Below are 23,533 nucleotides of genomic sequence, written 5' to 3' on the forward strand. Positions count from 1 at the left end.
AAAAAACCATGAGGATGGACGAATTAGCTGAAAAATTGAAATGAACGCTGAAAAGGAGCGGGATGATGAAGAAGGTTTTTCTTGTTTTGTTTGCGCTGATAACAGTCACTTTTGCCCAAATTCACCCACCGAAAAAGATGATCCTTCACAAAACTAACGAAATGATCAAAGTTGACGGAAAAATTGAATCAGCCTGGAATGCAGCAGATTCGGCATCTGATTTCATTCAGTTTCAGCCTTATCACGGGAAAGACCCTTCAGTGAGAACCACTGTGCGTGTGCTGGCTACTGAAGATGCCCTTTTTTGCCTTTTTGAGTGCCAGCAAAAGCCGGAAGAAATTCAGCGCATCACCGGCGTGCTGGACAATTCCTCCGGCGACGCGGTTTCTCTCATCCTGGATACGTTTGGCAATCGCCGCACGGCGTACAAATTCAGCATTTCCGCCGGCGGCGTTCGCAGCGATTGTTTGCTGTTGGACGATGCTCGTGACCGCGACTATTCCTGGGACGGAATCTGGTTTGCGCGTACGAAAATTTACGACTGGGGCTATGTCGTGGAAATGAAAATTCCTTTCAAATCCATCCAATTCACGCAGGGGCTGACTGATTGGGGGCTTGATTTTGATCGTTGGGTGTCGTCGCGGAAGGAAGATATTTATTGGTGTTTTTACGAAGAGAATGAAGGGCAGCGAATTTCCAAATTTGGCAGGCTGATTTTTGACAATTTTCAGATCACGCAAAAAAGCGCTCATCTGGAGATTTATCCCCTGGGAATCACCAAGGTCAACTATTTGTCTCAAAAAAAGTACGAAGTGAATCCTGATTTTGGTCTGGATGTTTTGTACAATCCATCGGAAAAAATAAATTTTCAATTTACTGCGAATCCGGATTTTGCGCAAATCGAGGCCGATCCTTACACCTTCAACATTTCCCGCTACGAGACCTATTTTGAAGAACGCCGGCCGTTTTTCATTGAAGGAAATGAAATCTTCAAGGCTGCAGGCAGGCAGAGAAATTCTGGTTTTTACAGGCCGCTGGAATTGTTCTATTCCCGGCGCATCGGAGAAAAACTTCCCGATGGCACAGAAGTGCCACTGCTGTTTGGCGCAAAAGCATCGGGACGAATGGCGCCGTACGAGTATGGCGCATTTCTCGCGCTGACCGGTGAGACAAAATACAAATCCGGCGACGAGACGATGATCGAAGACCGCGCTGCCTTTGGCTCGGTGCGTCTCAAGCGGCAAATTTTGAACAATTCTTCCGTGGGCTTGCTGTTTGTCAACAAATCAACGCCTCAGGAAAATAACGGTGTCATCGACGTGGACGGCGCGTTTCGGGGAGCAAGTTGGCAATTGGCGTATCAATTGGCTCGATCTTACAAAAATAGCTCCGGCGATTTTGCTGCCTCGGCTGGTTTTACGCGTTTGTCAAAAAGATGGCTCGCGCTGATGCGCACGCGTTACATCGGAGAAAATTTTGATGTGGACGGCGTGGGATTTGTGCCCTGGCGCGGAACCGGTGAGTTAATTGCTGTTGTGGGACCTCGTTGGTATTTTCCGAAGGGAAAAATTAGCAGCATTCTTCTTTACATGGGCGGATTATTGAATTACGAAAGGGTTGATGCCTTCACCGACCGCGGCGGCGTTTTGGGTTTTAATCTGCAATTTCGCAATAATTGGGGCGGTGAATTGACCTATGTCTTCGCTGAATCAAAAGATCAGGGCGTGCGCTACAAATATTATCAGGTGCACACCAATGCCTGGCTGGGCATTTCGCCCGATTGGCATGCGAGTTTTTGGGCGAACTATTCCAAAACTTACAATTTTTACCGCGATTATCTGGCATTTTTTGTCAACGGCGGGGCTTATTTTTACTGGAATGTGATGGACCAATTGAGAATCGGGACGTCCGCCAATTTTTTTGTGGAAGGTAATCCTGACAATGAGGTCAATGAAGTTGTTTTCAACTCAAGACCTTTTTTGTCGCTCACGCCGGTGAACAATTTGAACATCCGCATCTATTTTGATAATTTGGGTTTTCGATCAACGAAGCAATTGGAGCAGACAATTTTCGGCTTTTTATTTTCCTATAATTTTTCTCCCAAAAGCTGGGTTTATCTGGCAATTAATGAACTCCGCGACCGCAGCGACGAATATGATGCCCTGGGTGCGCTTTTGCCGTCGAAACTGCATGTCACGGATCGCGCGGGCGTGCTGAAGATCAAATATTTGTACTATTTTTAGTGAGCACTGCCAAATTGGCAGGGGAGAATGAATAAATTTCGCAAAAATGCCAAATCGGCAGACTTGCTGCTGCGTCGGAAGGAAGAAGTGAAAGTCATTTAAGTATTGTAAAAATAAGAAGTTAAAATATTTGGTTAAATCTGGCACGCGCTTTGCTCATCCCTTTAGCGAAATTGGGAATAACAAATAACAATAAACCAAGTGAAGGAGGGATGAGTTATGTCTCTGATTCGTTGGCAACCAAGAAGTGAGTGGATGGATTTACCGAGAGATTTAGACCGATTTTTCAGCGATTTTGGTCTGGACTTGTGGAAATCCGATTCCGTGTGGCAGCCCGCTGTGGACATTGTCGAAACAAAAGATAATTTTGAAGTGAAAGCGGACCTGCCGGGTTTGAAAAAAGATGACATTAAAATTCAGTTTGAAGATGGCGTGCTGACTTTGACCGGCGAACGCAAAAGCGAGAAAGAAGATAAGGACAAAAATTTCTATCGCGTTGAGCGAAGATACGGAAAATTTCAGCGTAGCTTCAGTTTGCCGCGGAATGTGAAAGGTGATGAAATCAAAGCGAGCTACAAAGACGGTATCTTGATTGTAAACATTCCCAAAGCGGAAGAAGCAAAAGCCAAAGAAATTGAAATTCACTAATTTGCACAACATTGACTCGATTGCAAGGCCTCTGTTTGAAAAAGCAGAGGCCTTTTTTTTAATATCGGCAGAAGGATGCAAAAATCATCATTCCTGTGCTGTTTTCATTTTCGCCTTGAGCATCTTTACTTCGTTCTGCAATTGGTAAATCTGCGCATTCAAACGCTCAAAATACTCGCGCGAAATAGTCATCGCTTCGATGGAGCGGTCGATTTTGAAGTTGTCCGGCAAGACGCCTTTTAGCGGTGGTTTCTTGAGATTGAAATGAATGGGTCTGCGGACGCCGATTTGCGGGAAGACTTTCAGATGGCGATTTTGACGAATGAAATCGATGGAAACCGTTGTGCCCGGTTTTGTATTTTCTATCAAAGATGCAAATTGATCGAGGGACGTGAAAAATGAATCGTTGTACTTGAGCAGCCTGTCCCCTTTTTTGAGGCCTGAGCGGTCTGCCGGCGAGCCAGGGACAACGCTACTGATGATTATTTTCCCCTTTGCCAGAGAATCAACTTCGATGTCAATTCCCAGCCATCCTTTTTGTTCGTGCTGCATTTTCAAAATATTGCCGATGATCCGCTTCACCTGATTGCTCGCCAACGCCACACCGGCGGACTGGTAAGCGGAATTTACGGTTGTCCCCGTTGTTGGCGTCAATTGCGCGGAGACGACACCCACTAATTCGCCGTTCAAATTAAAGACGCCGGCGCCGTTGTTTCCGGGATTTATCTGCGCGGAAATGATGAGCATGTCCGGCGCTTTGATGCCATTGATTAAGCCAAAACTGGCGAAGGGAGCGATGCCGAGAGAATTTCCCAGGATGACCACCGGCGAATAGATGGGCTGCTGACGAGAATCGCCGAACTGCACCGGGAACAAACTGTCCGCTTCGATTTTTATGAGCGAGAGTCCGGTAAATTCGTCAGTCCCAATGTAAGTTGCCGCATATTGTTTCTGGTTGCAAAGCGTGACTTTGATCTCTTCGAAATTTGCCAGATTGCTGCTTTTGGTGACAATGTAGCCGTCGCTGTTGTAGATGACGCCGGAACCGACAATGGTGATTTCGCCCTTTTTCTCTTCGACATTATTCCAGAACCAGGAAATAATGCCTTCTCCTTTGTCGATGAGATAGGAATGGGTAGATTTGGCAGAGACGGTGACGATAGAATGTTTGATATGATTAATAAGCTGCGGGATATCTGTCTGAAAAGAATTCAGAGATATCGCGTATTGCGCCTGACTTGGATTCATAAAAAACAAGCTGACACAAAAAGCAAAAATGACCGAGGCTGTTCGTTTCATGGTATTTCACTAATAAAATTTAAACTGGAATCTAACTTTCGTCGTCCTACGGCAATTCTGGCAATGGCGAACCCGCTTTCCCTCAGAAGGTTGTTTGATAAAAACGAGCCTGTGTTCGCGTGATCGGATACGTTTGCGGCGATAATTTCAAGGTGTCCGACTCCGCGGCTCTCGTCGTTGCGTTTTGCCATTGATCAGCGTGTTCTCTGCCCATCACTCTATTGACGCTTGTCCGGTCAATGGGATAAATCGTTACCAGGCCGGAAGCTGGCTGGGTCTCACTATTTTCGATAACCGCCAGATTGGTCGCTTCTGTCGGCAATCCCCGGCGCGTCTGCGTTATCTTTGAAAACACCAGCACCAATGCGATGAGAATAACAGCAAAGGATAAGGCATAAGCCGGCAGCCGGAACGGCTCGCTTGACATCAGTCTGCCGGAAAGAGTCTTTCGCTTTCGATTTTCCAATCGGATTCTGGCACGGAGCAGACTGTCAAAATCAGAGGAAACCTTCACCCTCGGTAACGCGATGAGTATTTGGCGCAGTCCATTGATGTCGCCGATTTTCTGAGCGCACACAGAGCACTGCCGCATGTGGCCTTCCAACGTTTGCTTGTGATCGCGACTGATTTCTCCTTCGATGTACTCGGAAAAAAGTTCTTCGTAACGATGACAGGTATTCATTTTCCTCCTATCAAATAGAGATGTGAACACGTTTCATACGATTTTTCAAAATAACTTTGGGAAAAAAAGCATTCCATTAAAACCTTATTTGTCAAGCAGTGGTTTTAATTTTTCCTGCAATTTCAGCCGGCCACGATTAACTCGCGATTTCACCGTGCCCAGCGGTATATTTACAATTTCACTGATTTCTTCGTAAGAAAGCTGCTGCACATCTCTCAAAATAATCACTTCCCGAAACTTGGGCGACAATTCCATTATTTTCTCGTGAATCATCGTCTCTTTGATTCGCCCGTCTACGTCACGCTCGGGATTGTAATTTTCATCGGAAATATCATAATCCTTGTCATTATAGCCCAATTCCGATATTGAAAAAAATCGCCTCCTTTTCCTTTTTCTCAATTCTGTCTTTGCTAAATTCCCGGCAATCGTGTAAATCCATGTCGAAAATTTTGCCACCTTCTGATACGCTTTGCGGTTGCGATAGACCCTCAGAAAGGTTTCCTGCACCAAATCTTCGGCTTCTTCGGTGTTGCCCAAAAATCTATAAATAAAATTCAACAACTGATTTTTATAACGCTTGACAATCAAATCAAACGCATAAACATCGCCGTTTTGAAATCTCTCGATTAAATCCTCGTCGCTGGGACGGGGAGCTTTTTTTTCCTTAGCCATTCAACGTTCCTGACAAAAATTTTAACCTAACGTGGTTCTCAAAAGTTCCCAATTTTTTCTTAACTCAACTCACAGAAGTTTAGATGAAAAACAATGGCAAATGATTTACTTCCTTCAAATAAACGCTGGCGCATCATTTTCTTTATTAATCAAATTGTACAATAATATCTCTAAAACCATTTTTTTGGTGAGATAGTTTGATTTCAATTGATAATCCGCATTGGCTAAATGCGAGAAAGCCAGACGAATTTGACGGCCCTCAAATTGATTCACCTGATTTTTCATCTTATTGATAAAAAACGGATGCAACTTCGTCAGCTTTTGGATCTCCTGATTGGAGAACACTTTTTTTCGATAACACTCTTTTATTTTCAATAAAACAATAAAATGACGCGCCAACTGCGCCACAATCACAGATTCCCTGACGCCCTGATTCAATAAATTGTGCAAAATCGACAGCGCTTCGGACATCTTTTTTGCGCCCACCGCGTTCGCGAGATCGAAAACCGTGTTTTGTCTGCTCATGCTGGCGATCTGTCGCACGTCGTCAAGAATAATTTTCTTTCTCGGCGCAATGTTAATTTCGATTTTGTTGATTTCGTTCACTAAATTCATCAGCGAACTGCCAACCAAATGATACAATTCCTGCACTGCCAGAGGCTCGATTTCCATCCGCCGCGAGCGGACATTGCTGCGAATCCAGTCCATGGTTTCGTTATCGTACAACTCCCGGCAGTTGATTCCCACCGCCGACTTGAGTATCTCTCTTGCCCATTTTTGCGTCAAAGTTTTCACCGGAAAGGAGAGAATCAAACAAGTCGTTGTCATCGGGTTTTTCGCGTAGGCAGCCAGGCGATTCAAAGCGCCGATTTTGAAATTTTGTAGATCGCGCACAATCACCAGCCTCCGCTGCGCCATCATGGGATAAGACCGGGCGATACCAACGATAGCGTCCGCATCGCTTCCTTCGGCGTAAAATAAATTGAAATTGAAATCCGCCGTCGCCGGGTCCACCAATTTTTTTCGCGCCCAATGAATGAACTCATCGTGCAAAAAACGTTCTTCGCCGTAAACGAAATAAATCGCCCCCGGCGCGCCGTTTTCGATTTCTCGAATGGCCTCAAGATAGGTCAGAACGTTTTGTTTTTTTGATTTTACCGCCATAGGCATTTTCTATTATTTTAAGACGAAATTTAAGGCAATTTTGTTTAATTTTTACAAAATTTGCTCATTCTTCGATCAATTGCTATTTTTTGCCGCCAAACAGCCTCATCTTTGCAGATCAGACATTTTCTTTCTTTCTTTTTTTAAAGCCAAAGTCAGCGAAAAGGCAAATCCCCCCCAGATCAATCCGATGAGCAAAATCATCATCAAAATAGCAGTCGCTTCCATTTTTCACTCCACAGGAAAAATCTTTTGATTTAATTTTTTATTGAGCAGCCCAAAAGCGAGAAACACCAGCGCCCATTGAAACAAACATGTCCCTAACGAATAGGTCTCGAACGGATTCCACCAATTTTCAGACCAGGAAACGGACTGCCAGAACCACCAACCCAAAAGCAGCACAAATTCCACCGGAATTACATATTTTATCAAAATATCGAACCAGGGGCCGATGCGAATGTCGTTTCCGACAGTGTTGATTAATAATTCCCGAAATTTTTTGGGATTAAAAATTATCACTGCCAGCGAAAATAAAAATCCGCTCACCATCAAACCCACGCCCCAGGCCCAGTCCTGATTGCCGAAAAAATTCAAATTGACAGCCGAGGGAATTCCCAACAAAAAACCGACAGCCCACACAATTGAAATTGCGCGCCAGCGTCGCATTCCCATGTCCATCAAAATTCTCGTGACCATTTCGATCATCGCCAGCAGCGAAGACAGCGCCGCAAATGCCAACGCCAGAAAAAAGATCGCCGTGAAAAATTGGCCACCGCCTAATTTGGAAAACAACGCCGGAATCCAGATGAACGCCATGCCCGTGTTTGCGGGTCCCACTTCTGCCAGAACGGTTTCCGGAACCAGACCCAACTGCGGTGCCAGCGCAAAAACCGCCGGGAAAATCATCATGCCCACCAACAACGACGCAGAATTGTTGCCAAAACCAGTCACAAAAGAATTGAGCACAATGTCTTCTTTTTCTTTGATGTAAACGCCGTACGTGAGCAACAAGCCCCAGCCAGCGCCGGTTGACCACGCCGATTGCGTGAGCGCATTGAGCCAGACTTTGTGGTTCAACAGCAACTTCCATTGCGGGTTAAAAAAGAAACTCAGTCCTTCCGTAGCGCCGGGCAGAGTCAGCGCGCGAATTGTGCCCAGAATAATGAGAAAAAACAGCGACGGAATGAGAATTTTGTTCGCCCGCTCCAGACCGCGAACAACGCCGCGCAACAAAATCAACGCGGCAATGGAAATGGAAATAAAATGAAACAAAATCGGCTGAAATGTCGAAGCGGAAAAACCATTCCAGTAATCGTAACCGCTGACACCTGCCAGATCGCCGGAAATCGCCGCGACAAAATATTTCACGCACCAGCCCATGACCACGGAATAGTAAAACATGATCGCCATGGTGCAAAACGCGACAAACGCGCCCAAAAAAGTGTATTTTTTGCCGATTAATTTCCCAAACGCGCCGACCACGCCCATGCGCGTCGATTTTCCGATTGCCAGTTCCGTAATGAGTAACGGAATAGACCACAAAAACAGAAAAATGATCCAGGGGATGAGAAACGTAGCGCCGCCATTCTGCGCTGCAATGCGCGGAAACCGCCAGATATTTCCGGTCCCGATCGCCATGCCCAGCGCTGCCAAAAGCAATCCCCAGCGAGAAGTGAAATATTCCTTTTTCTTCATCACGCGCCCCGAATATCCCGATTTATTCGCCCAGAATTGTTGAAAATATTTAATCCTTAATATAGGATTTTTAAGTAAATATTGCAAGGAAAAACTGGGGGTTTTTGAAATAGTAGGGTATTAAAAAGAAAAGGCAACACACTTTGAGTATGCCTGGCTATCGAAAATAATTTTTCTAATTTCTACCATTATTATCTTGACATTTTGTCAGAACTATGCTATATTTACAGAGAAAAAAAGCGGTTTCACTATGGCAAAATTTGAATTAATATCAGAATACAAACCTACCGGCGATCAGCCGCAGGCAATCAAAGAGCTGACCGAAAGCATTTTACGCGGCGAAAAGTATCAAACTCTGCTTGGCGTGACCGGCAGCGGGAAAACTTACACCATGGCCAATGTCATCGCCAATGTGGGCAAACCGGCGCTGGTGCTTTCGCACAACAAAACGCTGGCGGCGCAATTGTACGGCGAATTCAAAAGTTATTTTCCCAATAATGCTGTGGAATATTTTATCAGTTACTACGATTACTACCAGCCCGAAGCCTATCTTCCGGCGACGGACACTTACATCGCCAAAGACACTTCCATCAACGATGAAATTGACAGATTGCGACTGAAGGCGACCAGTTCGCTGGTCACGCGCGATGATGTGATCATTGTAGCGTCTGTTTCCTGCATTTACGGACTGGGTTCGCCCGAAGATTATCGGGATATTTTTCTTGTGCTTCAGCAAGGCGACAGGATTCCGCGCAATAAAATTCTCGAAAAATTAGTGGATTTGCACTACACACGCAATGATTTTGATTTTACGCGCGGCACGTTTCGCGTGCGCGGCGACGTCATCGAAGTGATTCCTGCCTACGAAGAAGAAGGCTTCCGCATTGAAATGTTCGGTGACGAAATCGAGTCCATCTCCAGAGTAGACACGCTCACTGGCAAAACCCTTGGCCAGCAAAATACGATTTCCATTTTTGCGGCGAAACATTACATCACTTCACCGGACAAATTGCAGCGCGCGATTGTCTCCATTCGTGAAGAATTGCAGGAACGGCTGGATTGGCTTCGTTCGCACAACAAACTGCTCGAAGCGCAGCGGTTGGAAATGCGCACCAATTACGATCTGGAAATGATGGTGGAAATTGGCTTTTGTTCGGGGATTGAAAATTATTCGCGTCATTTGACGGGCAGAAAATCCGGAGAAAGACCTTACACGCTGCTCGACTTTTTTCCCGAGGAATTTCTGATGTTCATCGACGAATCACACGTGACCATTCCCCAGGTGCGCGCCATGTACCACGGAGATCGTTCGCGGAAAGAAACGCTGGTGGAAAACGGTTTTCGTCTGCCGTCGGCGCTGGACAACAGGCCACTCAATTTCGAGGAATTCGAATCCATTCTCAAGCAGGTCGTTTTTGTCTCTGCCACGCCGAGCGATTATGAATTGGAAAAATGCGACGGTGTGGTCGTCGAGCAGATCATTCGCCCCACCGGTTTGATGGATCCGGAAATTGAAGTCAGACCGATCAAGGGACAAATCGACGACTTGATCAATGAAATCCGTACCCGCGCTGTAAAAGGCGAACGCGTTTTGGTGACCACGCTGACCAAACGGATGGCTGAAGATTTAACTGATTATTTGAGTGAAATGAAACTCCGCGTGCGTTATTTGCATTCGGAAATTGATGTGCTGGATCGCGTGCAGATTTTGCGTGATTTGCGGTTAGCGGAATTTGACGTACTCGTCGGCATCAATTTGCTGCGCGAGGGTCTGGATTTGCCGGAAGTCTCGTTAGTGGCGGTGCTGGATGCGGACAAAGAGGGGTTTTTGCGCTCGGAAACTTCTCTCATGCAGACCGCCGGCCGTGCCGCCCGCAACGTGTCCGGAAAAGTCATTTTTTACGCGGACAACATCACCCAGTCCATGAAAAAAACCATCGATGAAACGAATCGTCGCCGCAAAATTCAAAAAGAGTACAACGAAAAACACGGCATCACACCGACGACAATTTACAAATCTGTGGAAGACGTGCTGCGTTCCACAAGAGTTGCCGATGAAAAAGTTGAAGGCTATCAGTCGTCGCGCAAAGGAACGCGTCATTCTCTGGCGGAATCTCTCTCTGATATTGAACAAAATGAATTGATTCGGCACCTGGAAGAAGAAATGTTAGCCGCGTCCAAAAAATTGGATTTCGAGCGCGCGGCTGAACTTCGGGACGAAATTGATTTTTTGAAAAAACGTGAGAAAAAAGGGTGATTTGGTAAGTGGTGAGTGGTAAGTAGCAATTGTCAAATATTTGGCACTGAATGAAATACAAACCACCACTCCCAACTATAAACTACAAAATGCGAATGACCAGTTAAAATTGAAGATAAGACGCTAATCGATTGTTTTTAAAAGGCTGACGCCTTAACTCCAATCCAATTTCGGAATTTTCGGAATTAAGCCGTAAGGCTTTTATTGTTTTTTATTGCTATTTTACTTAAAAATTTTCAACTGGTCATTCATATTACAAACTATAAAACAAACTTTAAACAAAAAACCAAAATGACAAAACCTATCCTTCCGACAACAATCAAAGATCACAATGGTGTGCAAGTTTCCCTATTTGCCGAAGCAAAAACAACAATCGTCAGCTTCAGCAAGCCGTTCGATTTTATTTTCATTCCAAAGGATGCGCCGCCGATGGCGCAATTTGGCGAGAGAAGCGAATACAATTTTCTCATGAACGGCTCGTTTTTCGATGGCACGCGGCTCGACGCGCAACATGCCGGTTGGCTGAAAATTTTAGGGAAAGAAATCGCTCCGCTTAAACCGGACGCGCAACTGACACATGTGGTGGTTTATTCTTCGCGCAATAGGAAAATGGAATTTATCGAATTCGATAAATTTCTACCCGATGCAAGCGATGACACTATTGAGTTTCAGGCCGGGCCAGTCCTCATTTCCGAAAATCAAATTACCAACAGTTTCATGCAAAATTCCATCAACGGCATGAGGGAACACATTCGCACGTTAATTGGTTATAGTAACGATCTAATGACGCATTTCATCATTGTTCGGCGAAAAATAACGCTACTGACGGCTGCGGAAAAATTGTTGCAACTTTCGCTTTTCAACGACAAATCTATTTCCGTCATCAATCTTGACGGCGAACCGTCGACGGCGCTCTGGGCAAGGACTTTCCCTGAATTCAACTACAACGAGCAGGAGCGGCTGCCGCTGCTGTTGGGCGTCAAATGAAAGTGCTCCATTTTATGAAATAAATTTCACAACAAAAAGACGAAGACGCTTACGCAAACAGGCGTTGTGATTCATATTATTACTATCACAAAGCATTAATTTGAAATCTAAAAGGAAGTTGCAGAGAAAATGAAAAACATGAAAGTGTTGGTCATTGGAGGCGGTGGACGAGAACATACTCTGGTCTGGAAAATTAACCAAAGTCCGCTGGTCGAAAAAATTTACTGTGCGCCGGGAAACGCGGGTATTAGTCAATTGGCTGAATGCGTTTCGATCAAAGCGGATGACATGAGCGGGTTAATTAAATTTGCCAGCAACAAACGAATTGATTTGACTGTTGTGGGGCCCGAAGTGCCGCTGGCGCTGGGAATTGTGGACGCTTTTCAGGAGCAGGGGCTTAAAATTTTTGGTCCCAGTCAGAAGGCAGCGGAAATCGAAAGCAGCAAAGTTTTTTCCAAATATTTAATGGAAAAATATCACATTCCTACGGCGAAATATGAATCATTTGATGTTTTTGATCGAGCGGAAGAATATGTGAATAACGCTAACGGCGCTGTTGTCGTGAAAGCGGACGGACTGGCAGCCGGAAAAGGCGCTATTGTGTGTCAGACAAAAGAAGAAGCACGTGACGCACTGAAAAAATTGATGCTGGAAAAAGTTTTCGGCGATGCCGGCAGACGCGTAGTCATTGAAGAATATCTGCGCGGCGAGGAAGTTTCCGTGCTGGCTTTTACAGACGGCACCAACATCAAAACCCTGATTCCGGCGCAGGATCACAAACCGATTTTGGACGGGGACAAAGGGCCAAATACCGGCGGCATGGGCGCTTACGCGCCGGCAGTGTTTGTGAACGATGATTTGCTGCAAACAATTGAAAATACAATTTTAGCGCCGGCAATTAAAGGCATGGCGCTGGAAAGTCGGCCTTACCGGGGCGTTCTTTATGCCGGACTGATGATGACAAAAGCGGGACCTAAAGTGATCGAATTCAATTGCCGCTTCGGCGATCCGGAAACACAGGCGATTTTGCCGCTCGTCAAAAGCGACATTGTTCCCGTCATGAACAGTTGCATTGACGGAAATTTGGAAAAAGTTTCACTGGAGAAATCGGATAAATTCGCCGTGTGCGTCATCATGGCTTCTGGCGGTTATCCGGGGAAGTATGAGAAAGGAAAAAAAATCATCGGACTGGACAGAAATTTCGGAAAAGATGTGATTATTTTCCACGCTGGCACGAGTTTGCGTGGTAATGAAATCATCACCTCCGGCGGCAGAGCGCTTGGCGTCACCGCGTTGGATTCAACCATCAAAGGCGCCATTCGCCGCGCCTACGCTGCCGTGGGAAAAATCACTTTTGACGGCGCGTACTATCGAAAAGACATTGCTTTTAAAGCTCTTTGAATAAAAAAATTGAACTGGCTCACTTTGATCGGCAACAGGAGGAATGTGAATTATGAAAATTTTAGTCACCGGAGGCGCGGGTTTCATCGGCTCGCACGTGACAGATGCGTACGTGAATTTGGGACACGAAGTTGTGGTCGTAGACAATTTACGGACCGGCTTCAGGGAAAATGTGAATCCCAAAGCGAAATTTGTGGAGATGGATATTCAGGACAAAGAAATTTTCGATTTGTTTGCGCAGGAAAAATTTGATCTGATCAATCACCACGCAGCGCAAATGGACATTCGCTTGTCCGTGAAAGATCCGACTTTTGACGCGAGGAACAACATCGTCGGTACGATTAATCTGCTGGAAGCTGCCGTGCGCACCGGCGTCAAGCGGGCCATTTTCATCTCCAGTGGCGGCGCAGTTTACGGGGAGCAGGATTATTTTCCAGCGAACGAAGAACATCCGACGCGTCCGTTGTCGCCCTACGGCATCGCCAAATTGACAGGAGAAAAATATTTGTACTATTATCATAAAACATACGGTTTGCAATACACGGCGCTGCGCTACGCCAATATTTATGGTCCGCGGCAGAATCCGCATGGCGAAGCCGGCGTCATCGCCATTTTTGCGTCAAAATTGCTGCAAAATGAGCAGCCGATCATTAACGGCGATGGCAAGCAGACCCGGGATTACGTGTTTGTCTCCGATGTGGTTGCGGCAAATGTGAGGGCGCTGGATTTCCAAGGCTGCGAAGCTATCAACATCGGCACCGGCATCGAGACCGACGTGAATGAACTTTTTCAGCGGCTGAATCGCTTAACCAGCGCGAATATGGAAGAAAAACACGGTCAAGCAAAACCGGGCGAGCAATTGCGCAGCGTTTTGAACAATGAAAAAGCGAAACGTTTGCTGGGTTGGTCGCCGCAAGTGAATCTCGAAGAAGGTTTGAATCAAACAGTGGAATTTTTCCGAAGTCAGCTTGCTGCGTAATCGAAAGTAATTGTTTTGTTAAGTCTGCTCTATTTAGCAGTCAGCAAAAAAACAAAATGAACGGTGATTTATGAATCAAAGCGAAAAATTGCCGGATAGATTCCAGAAATTTCAGGAAGAATCCGGATTGATTGGCAATTCTCCGGCGATTTTGCAAATTTTCGAGACAATCGAACAGGTCGCTCCCAGCGATATTTCCGTGCTCATCGATGGCGAGAGCGGTACCGGGAAGGAACTTGTCGCCAGAGCCATCCATCAGCGGAGCCACCGCGCTGAAAAGCCCATGGTCATCGTCAACTGCGGCGCGATTCCCGAAGGCCTGATCGAGTCGGAACTTTTCGGCCACGAAAAAGGCGCATTCACCGGAGCTGTGGGCACGCGAAAAGGGTTTTTTGAAACAGCGCACGGCGGGACGGTTTTCCTCGATGAGATCGGCGAAATGCCTTTGAGCGCGCAAGTCAAATTATTGCGCGTGCTGGAGGGGCATGAATTTTCTCGAGTGGGCGGCTCAACGTCACAGAAAACTGACGTGCGCATCATCGCTGCGACGAACCGATCGCTGGACAGGGAAGTTCGAGAAGGTAATTTTCGTCAGGATTTGTATTTTCGGTTGCGAGCGGTGACTATCGAAATTCCCCCGCTGCGGGCGCGGCGCGAGGACATTCCTTTGCTGGCGCAGACTTTCGCTTCCCGATTTGCAAAAGAGAACCACATTAATTTTGCCGGATTTGATCCATCCGCTTTTCAGGCGCTGGAAAATTATGCTTGGCCCGGCAATGTCCGCGAGTTGAAAAATCTCATTGAGTCAATGATTATTTTAGAAAAAGGCGCGGCCATTACCAGCGATATCGTTCGCAAGCACCTCGGCCACCACGAAACGCAACAGACGCGCCAATTGCCCATGCCGCTCAATAAGCCCACTGAACAAGTAGAACGGGAATTTATTTATCGCGCGTTAATCGATCTGAAAAGTGAAATTTTTCAACTCCGCGAACTCATTCTCACGCGGCTGTTTCCGCCGAAACGATTGAAAAGTTGGGATAATGATTATCAGATTGTTCACCCGCACGAAGAAATTGAAACAATTGATCCGATTAGTGGCGAAGAAATTCACGTGCTGCCATCGCTGCCGGATATAGAGAAGAAATTGATCGAAGAGACGCTGGCGCATTTCAATGGCAACAAACGCAAAGCCGCCACCAGTTTGCGCATCAGCGAGCGCACGCTTTATCGGAAAATCAAGGAATATAATTTGAAATACTAAATTTGTCATTGGGCATCGGCAAATAGTAGTTTTATTTTAGGCATAGTTTTTTATTTTAGGGAATTTCTTATGAGTCGTCAAGCAGGAGTTTTTTTAATTTTCTTATTATTTTTGATCGTTCTGATTTCTGACTGTGGATATTATTCCTTTTCCGGGTCCACATTGCCGGGACATATTAAGACTATTTCTGTACCGACGTTTGGCAATCGGACGAGCGAATTCGGCGTGCCGGAAGATTTGACGGACGCGCTGATTGCGGAATTCACCAAAGACAACACACTAAAAGTTACTGACCGCCGCACTGCCGATAGCATGATTCGCGGGGAGATCACTAACATTCGGGATCAGGCAGGCGCTTACAATCAAAACGAGCAGGTCAGTGAAATTAAGGTTTATGTGACTGTTAATGTCGCATTTGAAGATTTGAAAAAAAATCAAACTTTCTGGGAAGAACAAATTACGCAATGGGGAACTTACAATCCGGATGTCGCGGCAGGTCAGGGCAGCAGCACGCGGCAAGAGGCAATTCAAGAAGCGTTGGACAAAATTGTCACCGACATTTTTAACAAAACCGTCTCCAATTGGTAGAATCTGACGGAAACTTTTGATTGCAGATTTAGGTAACTTCAGATCCAGCTATCCTGGGCGAAACAATTTGTAATGAATAATGCGGATAATTTGACCTAATTCGTTTTGCCGGTTGTCGTTGTGATATTTGAATGGTAATTATTCAACCTCGAAGTCCCCAAAACTCAAAGGGCAAAAAAAAGAACCGATATATTTTCATCGACAAAGAAAAATTTTCAGCAAAAAAATTGTTGGTACTTCGACACGCATAAAAATTTCGGTACTGACTTGCTTAAAAAAATATATGAAGTCTGTTTTTGTTAAAAATTGCACACACGAGAACTCAACCACAAAAAACAAGCAAATATGATAACGTCATTTTTAAATGAGGGCTGCGCAAAGATTTTAATTAAAGTTTGGCGGCTGAATAGTTACTTCGAATGATTACCATTTTTTTGGCAATCAATGAAAAAATTATTGATTTAATCGAAAAAAAATGCTATTTTTAACAAGGCTCACGTGAATTGTGCAGTTAACAGTCAGGTTGTCATGTCAAACAGGAGTCTAATCATGCAAAAATCACTAAAAGATGAAATAAAACATCTGGAAAAAATGTTAATCGAGAAACCCAACTCGATTTTATTTGCCCGATTGGCCGACTGTTACATGCAAATGGGGCGGCTCGACGAAGCGATTGAATTGTGCGAACACGGCGTTCGTGTACATCCCAATTACATCAGCGGCCATTTTGTGCTCGGCAAAAGCTATTTTCGGAAAAAGCTGTTTGATCTGGCGGAAAAAGAATTAAAACGAGTCGTTGTGCTCGACGCAAAATTTATCGCCGCCTATCGTGAGCTCGGGGAATTAATGGCGCAAAACGGCTGGCAGAATGCGTGCGAGACAAATTTCGAGGAAATTCTGCGCATTGATCCGCTGAACGAGAGAGCGAAACAGCGCCTCGCCATGCTGAAGCAGCAGTTTGCGCTTAATGAAAAAATGCAGACTCCAACTGAAGATGTTGCATTTCAGCCAGAAAAAGGAGACAAATCAATTTTGAACGAATCGGTTCTCTCCGAAGAACACGACACGCTGTTTGATCTGGAAGAAACAGAACCACCGCCACAGAAAACCGCTGAACCCGCAGAACCGCCGGTGACTGCTTTTAATGAAAGCGATGAGAAAGAGCTTGGCTTGCTGGAAGACATTTTCAGCGATGAAAACGTCTCCGATCTGGATACGGAACCGCCCTTTCAGTTGGCTGAAGATCAGGAACCTTCGCCGTTTGAAGAGACGCGAACTGAGCCGACCGCTCCCCAGGCTGAACCGCCGCAAAAAGCGTCAGCGCCCCGAATTACAGAGCCGGAAAAGACTTCGGGAGAACCCGTAGTTGAACAAACTGATGAATTTCAACCTGAGTACGATCCGTTCTACGAATTGCAGAAACAGCGGGAACTTGAATCGAAAGAAATCGAAGATTCTCTTTTTCCGTTTGATTCCAAGCAGCCAAAAACGCCCGCGCCAGGTCAGAAAAAAACAAAACCAGCATCTGAATCCGAACTCTCGCAGCCGATGCCAGCACGCGAAGAGAGGCCGCCTGTGAGCGAGCCGGAAAAGCCTCGTCCGTCCACGAAGGGCTCCCTGGCAACTCCCACGCTCGGTGAAATTTACGCAGCGCAACGCCAATACACGAAAGCCATCGGCGTTTATGAGCAGTTGTTGAGAAAAGACCCGAATAATGACCTGTACCAGCAAAAAATAGCCATGCTGCGAAAGAAGATGGAAGAAGAGGCAAGTCAGTAAATTAGGCTTTTTGTTAGCGGAACAGAATGGAAACATGAAAAAATGGAATTGACAAGAATTTATGTTGATACATCAGTTTTCGGAGGCGTATTTGATCCTGAATTTCAAAATGCAAGCCAACTATTTTTTAATCAAGTTTTAGAAAAAAAGTTTAGTTTAGTTACATCAGCAGTTGTAAGAGAAGAAGTGGCATATGCTCCTCTTGAGGTTCAAGAATTTTTTGATAAATATTTACCCTATGCAGAAATAATGGATATAACCAAAGAAGTTTTGGACTTACGAGAAGCCTATTTAAAAGCAGGTATTGTCACAGAAAAATATAGAAATGACGCCCTGCATGTCGCGATTGCTACAATTACTAATTGTTCAATCATTATTAGTTGGAATTTTAAGCACATCGTTCACTTTAAAAAAATCCCTCTGTATAATGCAGTAAATATTTTGCAAGGATATAATCAAATATCAATTTACTCACCATTAGAGGTGATTCATTATGAAGAATAAATTTGATTGCGTTGAGATGAAACATAAAAGCGCCGAAAAAATACGTGAAAAAATTAAAGTTGCCACATTGGAAGAAGAATTAAAGTTCTGGCAAAAGCGGTCAGTCGCTCTTAAAAGTCGGCAGAAAGCAATGATAAAAAATAAGAAAATTTTAGCATAAGAGAACATATTAACAATAAAATTCAATTTTCTCTTACTATTTTATCATTTTGTAAAATAATCCAGAAAGAGGTGATTTCCGACACCTCTTTTTTATTTATCAATACTTCGGAAACCGAAGTTACTAATTTTTCGTTTAAATTTCAATTGACACGCTAGAATCAAATACCAGCTTGGAAAATTTGATGAAAATTTCCGTCATCATTGTCACTTACAACCATGAAGGTGAAATTGTGCACTGCCTGCAATCATTGCAGGAGTCGCCTCTCAGTTCGGCCATGCAAATTCTTCTCATCGACAATCGATCGCGAGACAGGACGCTGGATGTCATTACTTCTTTCAGTAAAAATTTCGCTGAATTTGAAATCATTAAAAACAAGGAGAACTTTGGCTTCACGCGCGCGGTTAATCAGGGTCTGCGGATTGCCGGTGGCGATTTTGTCTTGCTGCTCAATCCAGATACAATTATTCCTGAAAAAACCATTCCCCGGCTCATTGAACATTTGACGCAAAATTCGGCAGTTGGCGCGGTCTCTCCGCAGTTTAGAAATCCCGACGGTTCGATTCAGCCATCCTGCCGTCGATTTCCGCGGCGACGCGATGTGGGTTACAATGCTCTGGGTTTAAATTTGCTTTTTTCCAAAAGTAAAGAATTCAACTACTGGAAAATGGGCGATTTCGACCATCAGCAACTCCGCAAAGTGGAACAGCCCCAGGGAGCGTTTCTGCTTTTTCGCAGAGAGATTTTCGACAAAATTGGTTTTTTTGACGAACAATTTTTCATGTTTTTCAGCGATGTGGACTGGTGTCGCCGCATCATCAAAGCCGGCTGGAAAATTCACTTTTTTTCGGATGTGCATATTGTTCATGCCAGAGGAAGTTCCGTGCACCGCCATCAGGTAAAAATGATCAAAACCAGTCATTTGAGTTTTTACCGCTATTTTCAAAAATACTATCGCGGAATAATCAACCAAGCGCTAAATTACGGGATTGGCGTTTTTTTGCTATTCCTGATGATTGTCCGAATTATTTCTTATTATTTGCGGCCCAAAAAAGCATGAAAAAAGCGATATCAAATAAAATCATTTTTTTTCTTCTTTTTATCGGGAATCTTCAACTTCTGGCAACGGAAAAATCGCAGCCCCAGGAAATCATCGTCAAAATTAATAGCTCAACAAAAAAAGAAGCGCTTGCTGATTTTGTGCGGCAGCCTGGTTTGAGTTCGTTCTCCACTGCGGCACTGAAGCCACTTTTTTCTCCGATGAAAAATTTCCGCCGCGCTTTTGAAAATTCACCGCTGAGGCGCTATTTTAAAATTCAAGTTAGCGATGGTGAGCAACTGCAAAGGGCACTGGCAAATCTACAGGGCTCATCGCTCGTTGAGTCTGCGGAATTGAATCGAACTTTTCACGTGCTCGACGTTCCCAATGATCCGCGCTATGGCGAGCAGTGGTATTTGCAAAAAATTCAGATCGAAAAAGCGTGGGCGATTACAACCGGGGACAGTAGCGTGATTGTCGGCGTAATTGACACTGGCGTCGATTATTGGCACGAAGATTTGCGCGCTAATTTGTGGATTAACCCGGGCGAAGATTTGAACCAAAATGGCGTTGCCGATTCGAGTGATTTTAACGGCATCGACGATGATGAAAACGGATTCACGGATGACATCCGCGGCTGGGACTTCACCGATGCGCCGCATTTTCCGGACGGCGGCGACTATCGGACTCCGGACAACGATCCGGCTGACGAACACGGCCACGGAACTTCGGTTGCCGGAATTATCGCAGCGACTGCCAACAACAGAAAGGGCATTGCCGGAATTGCTCCGGCGTGTCGCGTCATGGCACTGCGCGCCGGCACTGCTCAGGGCTATCTTGAAGAAGACGACGTGGCAGCCGCGATCATTTACGCCATTGACAACGGCGCGAAAATTATCAACATGAGTTTCGGGGACGTGGCGACCTCTCCCTTGTTCCGCGATGTGATGGAATTTGCCCGGCAAAACAATATTGTGCTCATCGCTTCCGCCGGGAATACTTCGTCCGCAGAAATCAATTATCCCGCTGCTTTACCGCAGGTAATTTCCGTTGGTGCGTTGAATTCTTCGGACGCGCTGGCAGGATTTTCCAGTTACGGCGCAACAATTGACATCGTTGCGCCGGGCGTGCAGTTACTCACGACGGCGAAGAATGATTCCTATTTGCTTTTTTCCGGCACTTCGGCTGCCGCACCGGTTGTGTCAGGAGTTGCCGCACTGATTTGGAGTCACTCGCCGGATTTTTCCAATTCCGCGGTGCGAAATGTGCTCGTTTCTGCTGCCACAGACCTGGGCCCGCCCGGCTGGGACAATAAATTTGGCGCTGGCAGAGTCGATGCATTTCGTGCATTGCAAGTCGATCTGGCAACAGTCGCTCACATCAGTTTTCCGAAATTTGACCAGGGATTTGCCGGGTCTGAAATTCCGATTATCGGGACGGCCGCCGGCGCTTTCATGGAAAAGTACGACATTTTTTTTGGCATCGGCGATAATCCGACACAATGGTTTCCGGTGGCATCAGTGGACAAACGTCAGATAATTTCCGACACCCTAACTCTCTGGTCACCGGAAAATTTACCTGACACTTCAGTGGTATTGCGCTTGCGCGCGCAGAATTTTGACGCCAGCGTTGCGGAACATCGTGTGCGCATCTGGATCGATCGCACGCCGCCAGTTTTAAAAGAAATTTCCCAACTCGAAATGCTGGATGGCGCCAATCACAGCCAGCTCATTCAATTTAAAACCGATGATGTGACACAAGCCAAATTATTTTATCGGCGCGCAGGTAGTTCAGAAACATTTCGGGAAATCGATTTGCATTATGAAGTTCAGGAACATTGCTACAACTTTGATCTGCCCGGAGAGTTTGAGTTTTATGTGCAACTAAAAAATCGATCAGGATTAACGACTGTCGCTGATAACAACCGTCAGTTTTTCCGCATTTCCCTTACTGCTCCCTCCATTGATGTCAATCGTTTCAGTCAATGGGACCAACAATTAGCCCCGCTCTATTTGTTGAATGAAACAGTAGATTTCGACAATGACGGAAATCAGGAATTTATCGCTGCGCCTTACTCACCTGAATCAGGCTACGGACATTTTTCGCTGTTTGAATTTGAGGGCGGCAAATTTCAAACTACGGAAATTTTGCCGCAAGTTCTCATTCCGCGCGCTATAGGAGACATTAATCACGATGGATCCCCGGAAATTTTAGGCGGTGCCGGACCGAAATCAATGATTTTGTCCGGTAATGGGCGCGATCCGATTCCGCGGGAAATTGTCTGGGCAGATTCCGGCGATTGCTGGGCGAGCCGATTTGTCGATGTAAATAACGACGGAAATCTGGAATTGATCGTACGAAAATCTGGGGAATATCGCATTTACGAAATAGATGACGACTTTCAAACTAAGCAAATGGCTGAATTGCCAAATCCGACTTCCGGTACAAACTACACCGGAGTGCCGCACACAGAAGCCGGCGATTTTGACAATGACGGTAAGACGGAAATTTTGTTCGGAGACGGAGACGGGGATATTTACTTGTACGAGTACGCTGGCAACGGCCAGTTTGTCGCCACCTGGCAGCAAAAACTGCCGCTGGAAGATGCGACCAATTTTCTCGCCAGCGGCGATTTTGACGGCGACGGAATTCCGGAATTCGCCGCTGGCTGTCATTCGTCGTCCGATTTGGACCTGGAGCACGAATATGACGGCAGGTACTGGCTGGTGCGAATTTTCGACGCTGCCGGAGACGATTCATTTAAAGTCGTCTGGGAGCAGCGATTTTTCGGTTTTGCCGATCCGGCGGATTTTGCCAGCAGCTTCTCCAGCGGCGACATTGACAATGACGGCGACGACGAACTGCTGCTCAATCTTTTCCCTGATTTTTACGTCATCGATTTTGATTCGACAGGAGCCGGCTACCACGCAATTGGTTATTTCACGCCTTCGCGCAGCCACGCTAATCTCATCGCTGATCTGGACGGCAATGGCGAGAATGAATTTTTGTTGAATACAGGCGAAGCGACGCTGATTTTTCAGGATCGTTACGCTTCACAAACCTTGCCGCCGACAGGCCCTGCCGGATTTGACGCTTTTCCGCTGGATCAAAGTCACGTTTTTCTGCAGTGGCTGCCGGACTCAGCGGCAGACGGCTATCGCATTTATCGCGGAAATTCCGCCTCAAATTTACAACTTCTTTCTGAAACTCAGCTCAATTATTTCACTGATACTAACGTTTCCGCAGGAGTCAAGTATTTTTACACAGTCGCCAGTTTGTTTTTGCAAGGAAATTTTTCAGAAAGCCAACTCTCACCGCTCATCTCCGTGACGCCCGGCAATCGTCCCTGGATCAAATCCGCCAATTTCGTACCGCCGAATCAATTGCGCGTATCTTTTAACGAAAAGATGGATGCACTGATTTCCGATGTCGCAAATTATCGTTTACTGGAAACCGGGGAGCATCCTCGCTCCGCGATTCGCGATAAAAATTTCCGCGCAGCACTGTTGACTTTTTCGGCGGATACTTTGCCTCAGGGAAATTATTACCTGTTGGTCACCAACGTCCGCGACGCAGACCGAACGCCGATTGATACGACCAAAAATATGACAAATTTCCTCGTGCCGCAATTGACAGAAAAATTTTACATCCAAAATGGAGAATTTCAATCAAACGGCGCTATCGCTGTCCGTTTTAATCTTCCCGTGGATGAAAATTCAGCGTTACAAAAGAGAAATTATTCTTTCGACCCACCGCTTGCTTTGAAGTCGATTTCTGTCAATCAGAACGCTCCGGCGATTGTGGTTTTAAATTTAGATAAAAATCAAATCCTTCCTTTGCAAAATAACCAAATTCTGCTGACAGTACAAAACATTTGCAGCCGCAGCGGCATACCCATCGTTCAAGGAGCCGGCAGCCAAATTGCCATTCCATTTATCGCGACGAGCTTGAGTCAGGCGATTATCTTTCCCAATCCGTACATTTCGGGACAGGGCACAGGCAAGATTACTTTTTCCAATTTGATTAAAGGAACGTCAGTAAAAATCGCTACCCACGAAGGGAGAATAATTCGCAGCTTGCGTGATGAAAATAATAATGGAACGATTCATTGGGATTTGAAAGATGATAATGGCGAAGAAATTGCTTCAGGGGTGTACGTATTTTTTCTTGTT

19 protein-coding genes are annotated in these 23,533 nt (G+C 45.5%); 13 read left to right on the forward strand and 6 right to left on the reverse strand.

All coding sequences use genetic code 11. The annotated features are described in order from the left end of the window. Positions 1-62 precede the first annotated feature (62 nt). The gene (locus tag GXO74_13580) at positions 63-2,243 is read left to right on the forward strand and encodes a carbohydrate binding family 9 domain-containing protein (protein NOZ62697.1); all 2,181 of its coding nucleotides are present in this window, start codon (positions 63-65) and stop codon (positions 2,241-2,243) included. Between the two features lie 219 nt (positions 2,244-2,462). Continuing rightward, positions 2,463-2,891, forward strand: a complete 429-nt coding sequence (locus tag GXO74_13585) for an Hsp20/alpha crystallin family protein (protein NOZ62698.1) — start codon at positions 2,463-2,465, stop codon at positions 2,889-2,891. An 87-nt stretch (positions 2,892-2,978) separates the two neighbouring features. Here GXO74_13585 and GXO74_13590 read toward each other — a convergent pair whose 3' ends face one another. From GXO74_13590 to GXO74_13615, 6 genes are all read right to left on the reverse strand, one after another. After that, positions 2,979-4,190, reverse strand: coding sequence for a PDZ domain-containing protein (locus GXO74_13590; GenBank protein NOZ62699.1), 1,212 nt, complete (start codon positions 4,188-4,190; stop codon positions 2,979-2,981). A gap of 82 nt (positions 4,191-4,272) precedes the next feature. After that, positions 4,273-4,872, reverse strand: coding sequence for a zf-HC2 domain-containing protein (locus GXO74_13595; protein NOZ62700.1), 600 nt, complete (start codon positions 4,870-4,872; stop codon positions 4,273-4,275). Between the two features lie 84 nt (positions 4,873-4,956). Further along, a complete protein-coding gene (locus GXO74_13600; GenBank protein ID NOZ62701.1) occupies positions 4,957-5,544 on the reverse strand; it encodes a sigma-70 family RNA polymerase sigma factor in 588 nt (195 codons plus the stop codon). Between the two features lie 114 nt (positions 5,545-5,658). Further along, entirely contained in the window at positions 5,659-6,708 is a 1,050-nt protein-coding gene (gene holA / locus GXO74_13605; GenBank protein ID NOZ62702.1) for a DNA polymerase III subunit delta, read from the reverse strand. A gap of 105 nt (positions 6,709-6,813) precedes the next feature. Further along, complete coding sequence (locus tag GXO74_13610; protein NOZ62703.1) at positions 6,814-6,936, reverse strand: methionine/alanine import family NSS transporter small subunit; 123 nt, start codon at positions 6,934-6,936, stop codon at positions 6,814-6,816. Between the two features lie 3 nt (positions 6,937-6,939). Then, positions 6,940-8,403, reverse strand: coding sequence for a sodium-dependent transporter (locus GXO74_13615; protein NOZ62704.1), 1,464 nt, complete (start codon positions 8,401-8,403; stop codon positions 6,940-6,942). Between the two features lie 250 nt (positions 8,404-8,653). Between GXO74_13615 and uvrB the strand changes: the two genes are divergently transcribed. The 11 genes from uvrB to GXO74_13670 all read left to right on the forward strand — a co-directional run. Next, the gene (gene uvrB, locus GXO74_13620; protein ID NOZ62705.1) at positions 8,654-10,660 is read left to right on the forward strand and encodes an excinuclease ABC subunit UvrB; all 2,007 of its coding nucleotides are present in this window, start codon (positions 8,654-8,656) and stop codon (positions 10,658-10,660) included. 291 nt (positions 10,661-10,951) lie between these two features. Further along, positions 10,952-11,647: a phosphodiester glycosidase family protein gene (locus GXO74_13625; GenBank protein ID NOZ62706.1), complete on the forward strand. Its 696-nt coding sequence runs from the start codon at positions 10,952-10,954 to the stop codon at positions 11,645-11,647. A gap of 138 nt (positions 11,648-11,785) precedes the next feature. Continuing rightward, positions 11,786-13,048: a phosphoribosylamine--glycine ligase gene (purD, locus tag GXO74_13630; GenBank protein NOZ62707.1), complete on the forward strand. Its 1,263-nt coding sequence runs from the start codon at positions 11,786-11,788 to the stop codon at positions 13,046-13,048. A 52-nt stretch (positions 13,049-13,100) separates the two neighbouring features. After that, on the forward strand, positions 13,101-14,027 hold the full coding sequence (locus GXO74_13635; GenBank protein ID NOZ62708.1) for an NAD-dependent epimerase/dehydratase family protein: 927 nt from the start codon (positions 13,101-13,103) through the stop codon (positions 14,025-14,027). Positions 14,028-14,097: 70 nt separating this feature from the next. Beyond that, positions 14,098-15,291 (forward strand): sigma-54-dependent Fis family transcriptional regulator, encoded by a 1,194-nt coding sequence (locus GXO74_13640; protein ID NOZ62709.1) that lies wholly within the window; start codon positions 14,098-14,100, stop codon positions 15,289-15,291. Positions 15,292-15,360: 69 nt separating this feature from the next. Continuing rightward, complete coding sequence (locus GXO74_13645) at positions 15,361-15,879, forward strand: LptE family protein (protein NOZ62710.1); 519 nt, start codon at positions 15,361-15,363, stop codon at positions 15,877-15,879. A 549-nt stretch (positions 15,880-16,428) separates the two neighbouring features. Further along, positions 16,429-17,658 carry a tetratricopeptide repeat protein gene (locus GXO74_13650; GenBank protein ID NOZ62711.1) on the forward strand — a complete coding sequence of 410 codons (1,230 nt, stop codon included), beginning with the start codon at positions 16,429-16,431 and terminating at the stop codon, positions 17,656-17,658. 42 nt (positions 17,659-17,700) lie between these two features. Next, positions 17,701-18,162 (forward strand): type II toxin-antitoxin system VapC family toxin, encoded by a 462-nt coding sequence (locus GXO74_13655; protein NOZ62712.1) that lies wholly within the window; start codon positions 17,701-17,703, stop codon positions 18,160-18,162. Then, a complete protein-coding gene (locus tag GXO74_13660; GenBank protein NOZ62713.1) occupies positions 18,152-18,322 on the forward strand; it encodes a hypothetical protein in 171 nt (56 codons plus the stop codon). Before GXO74_13655 ends, GXO74_13660 begins: the two co-directional genes overlap by 11 nt. Positions 18,323-18,506: 184 nt before the next feature. Further along, a complete protein-coding gene (locus GXO74_13665) occupies positions 18,507-19,382 on the forward strand; it encodes a glycosyltransferase family 2 protein (GenBank protein NOZ62714.1) in 876 nt (291 codons plus the stop codon). Further along, a partial coding sequence (locus tag GXO74_13670; protein NOZ62715.1) for a S8 family serine peptidase occupies positions 19,379-23,533 on the forward strand: 4,155 nt, incomplete at its 3' end. The genes GXO74_13665 and GXO74_13670, both read left to right, overlap by 4 nt.

The organism is Calditrichota bacterium, assembly GCA_013152715.1.
GTDB lineage: Bacteria > Zhuqueibacterota > Zhuqueibacteria > Thermofontimicrobiales > Thermofontimicrobiaceae > 4484-87.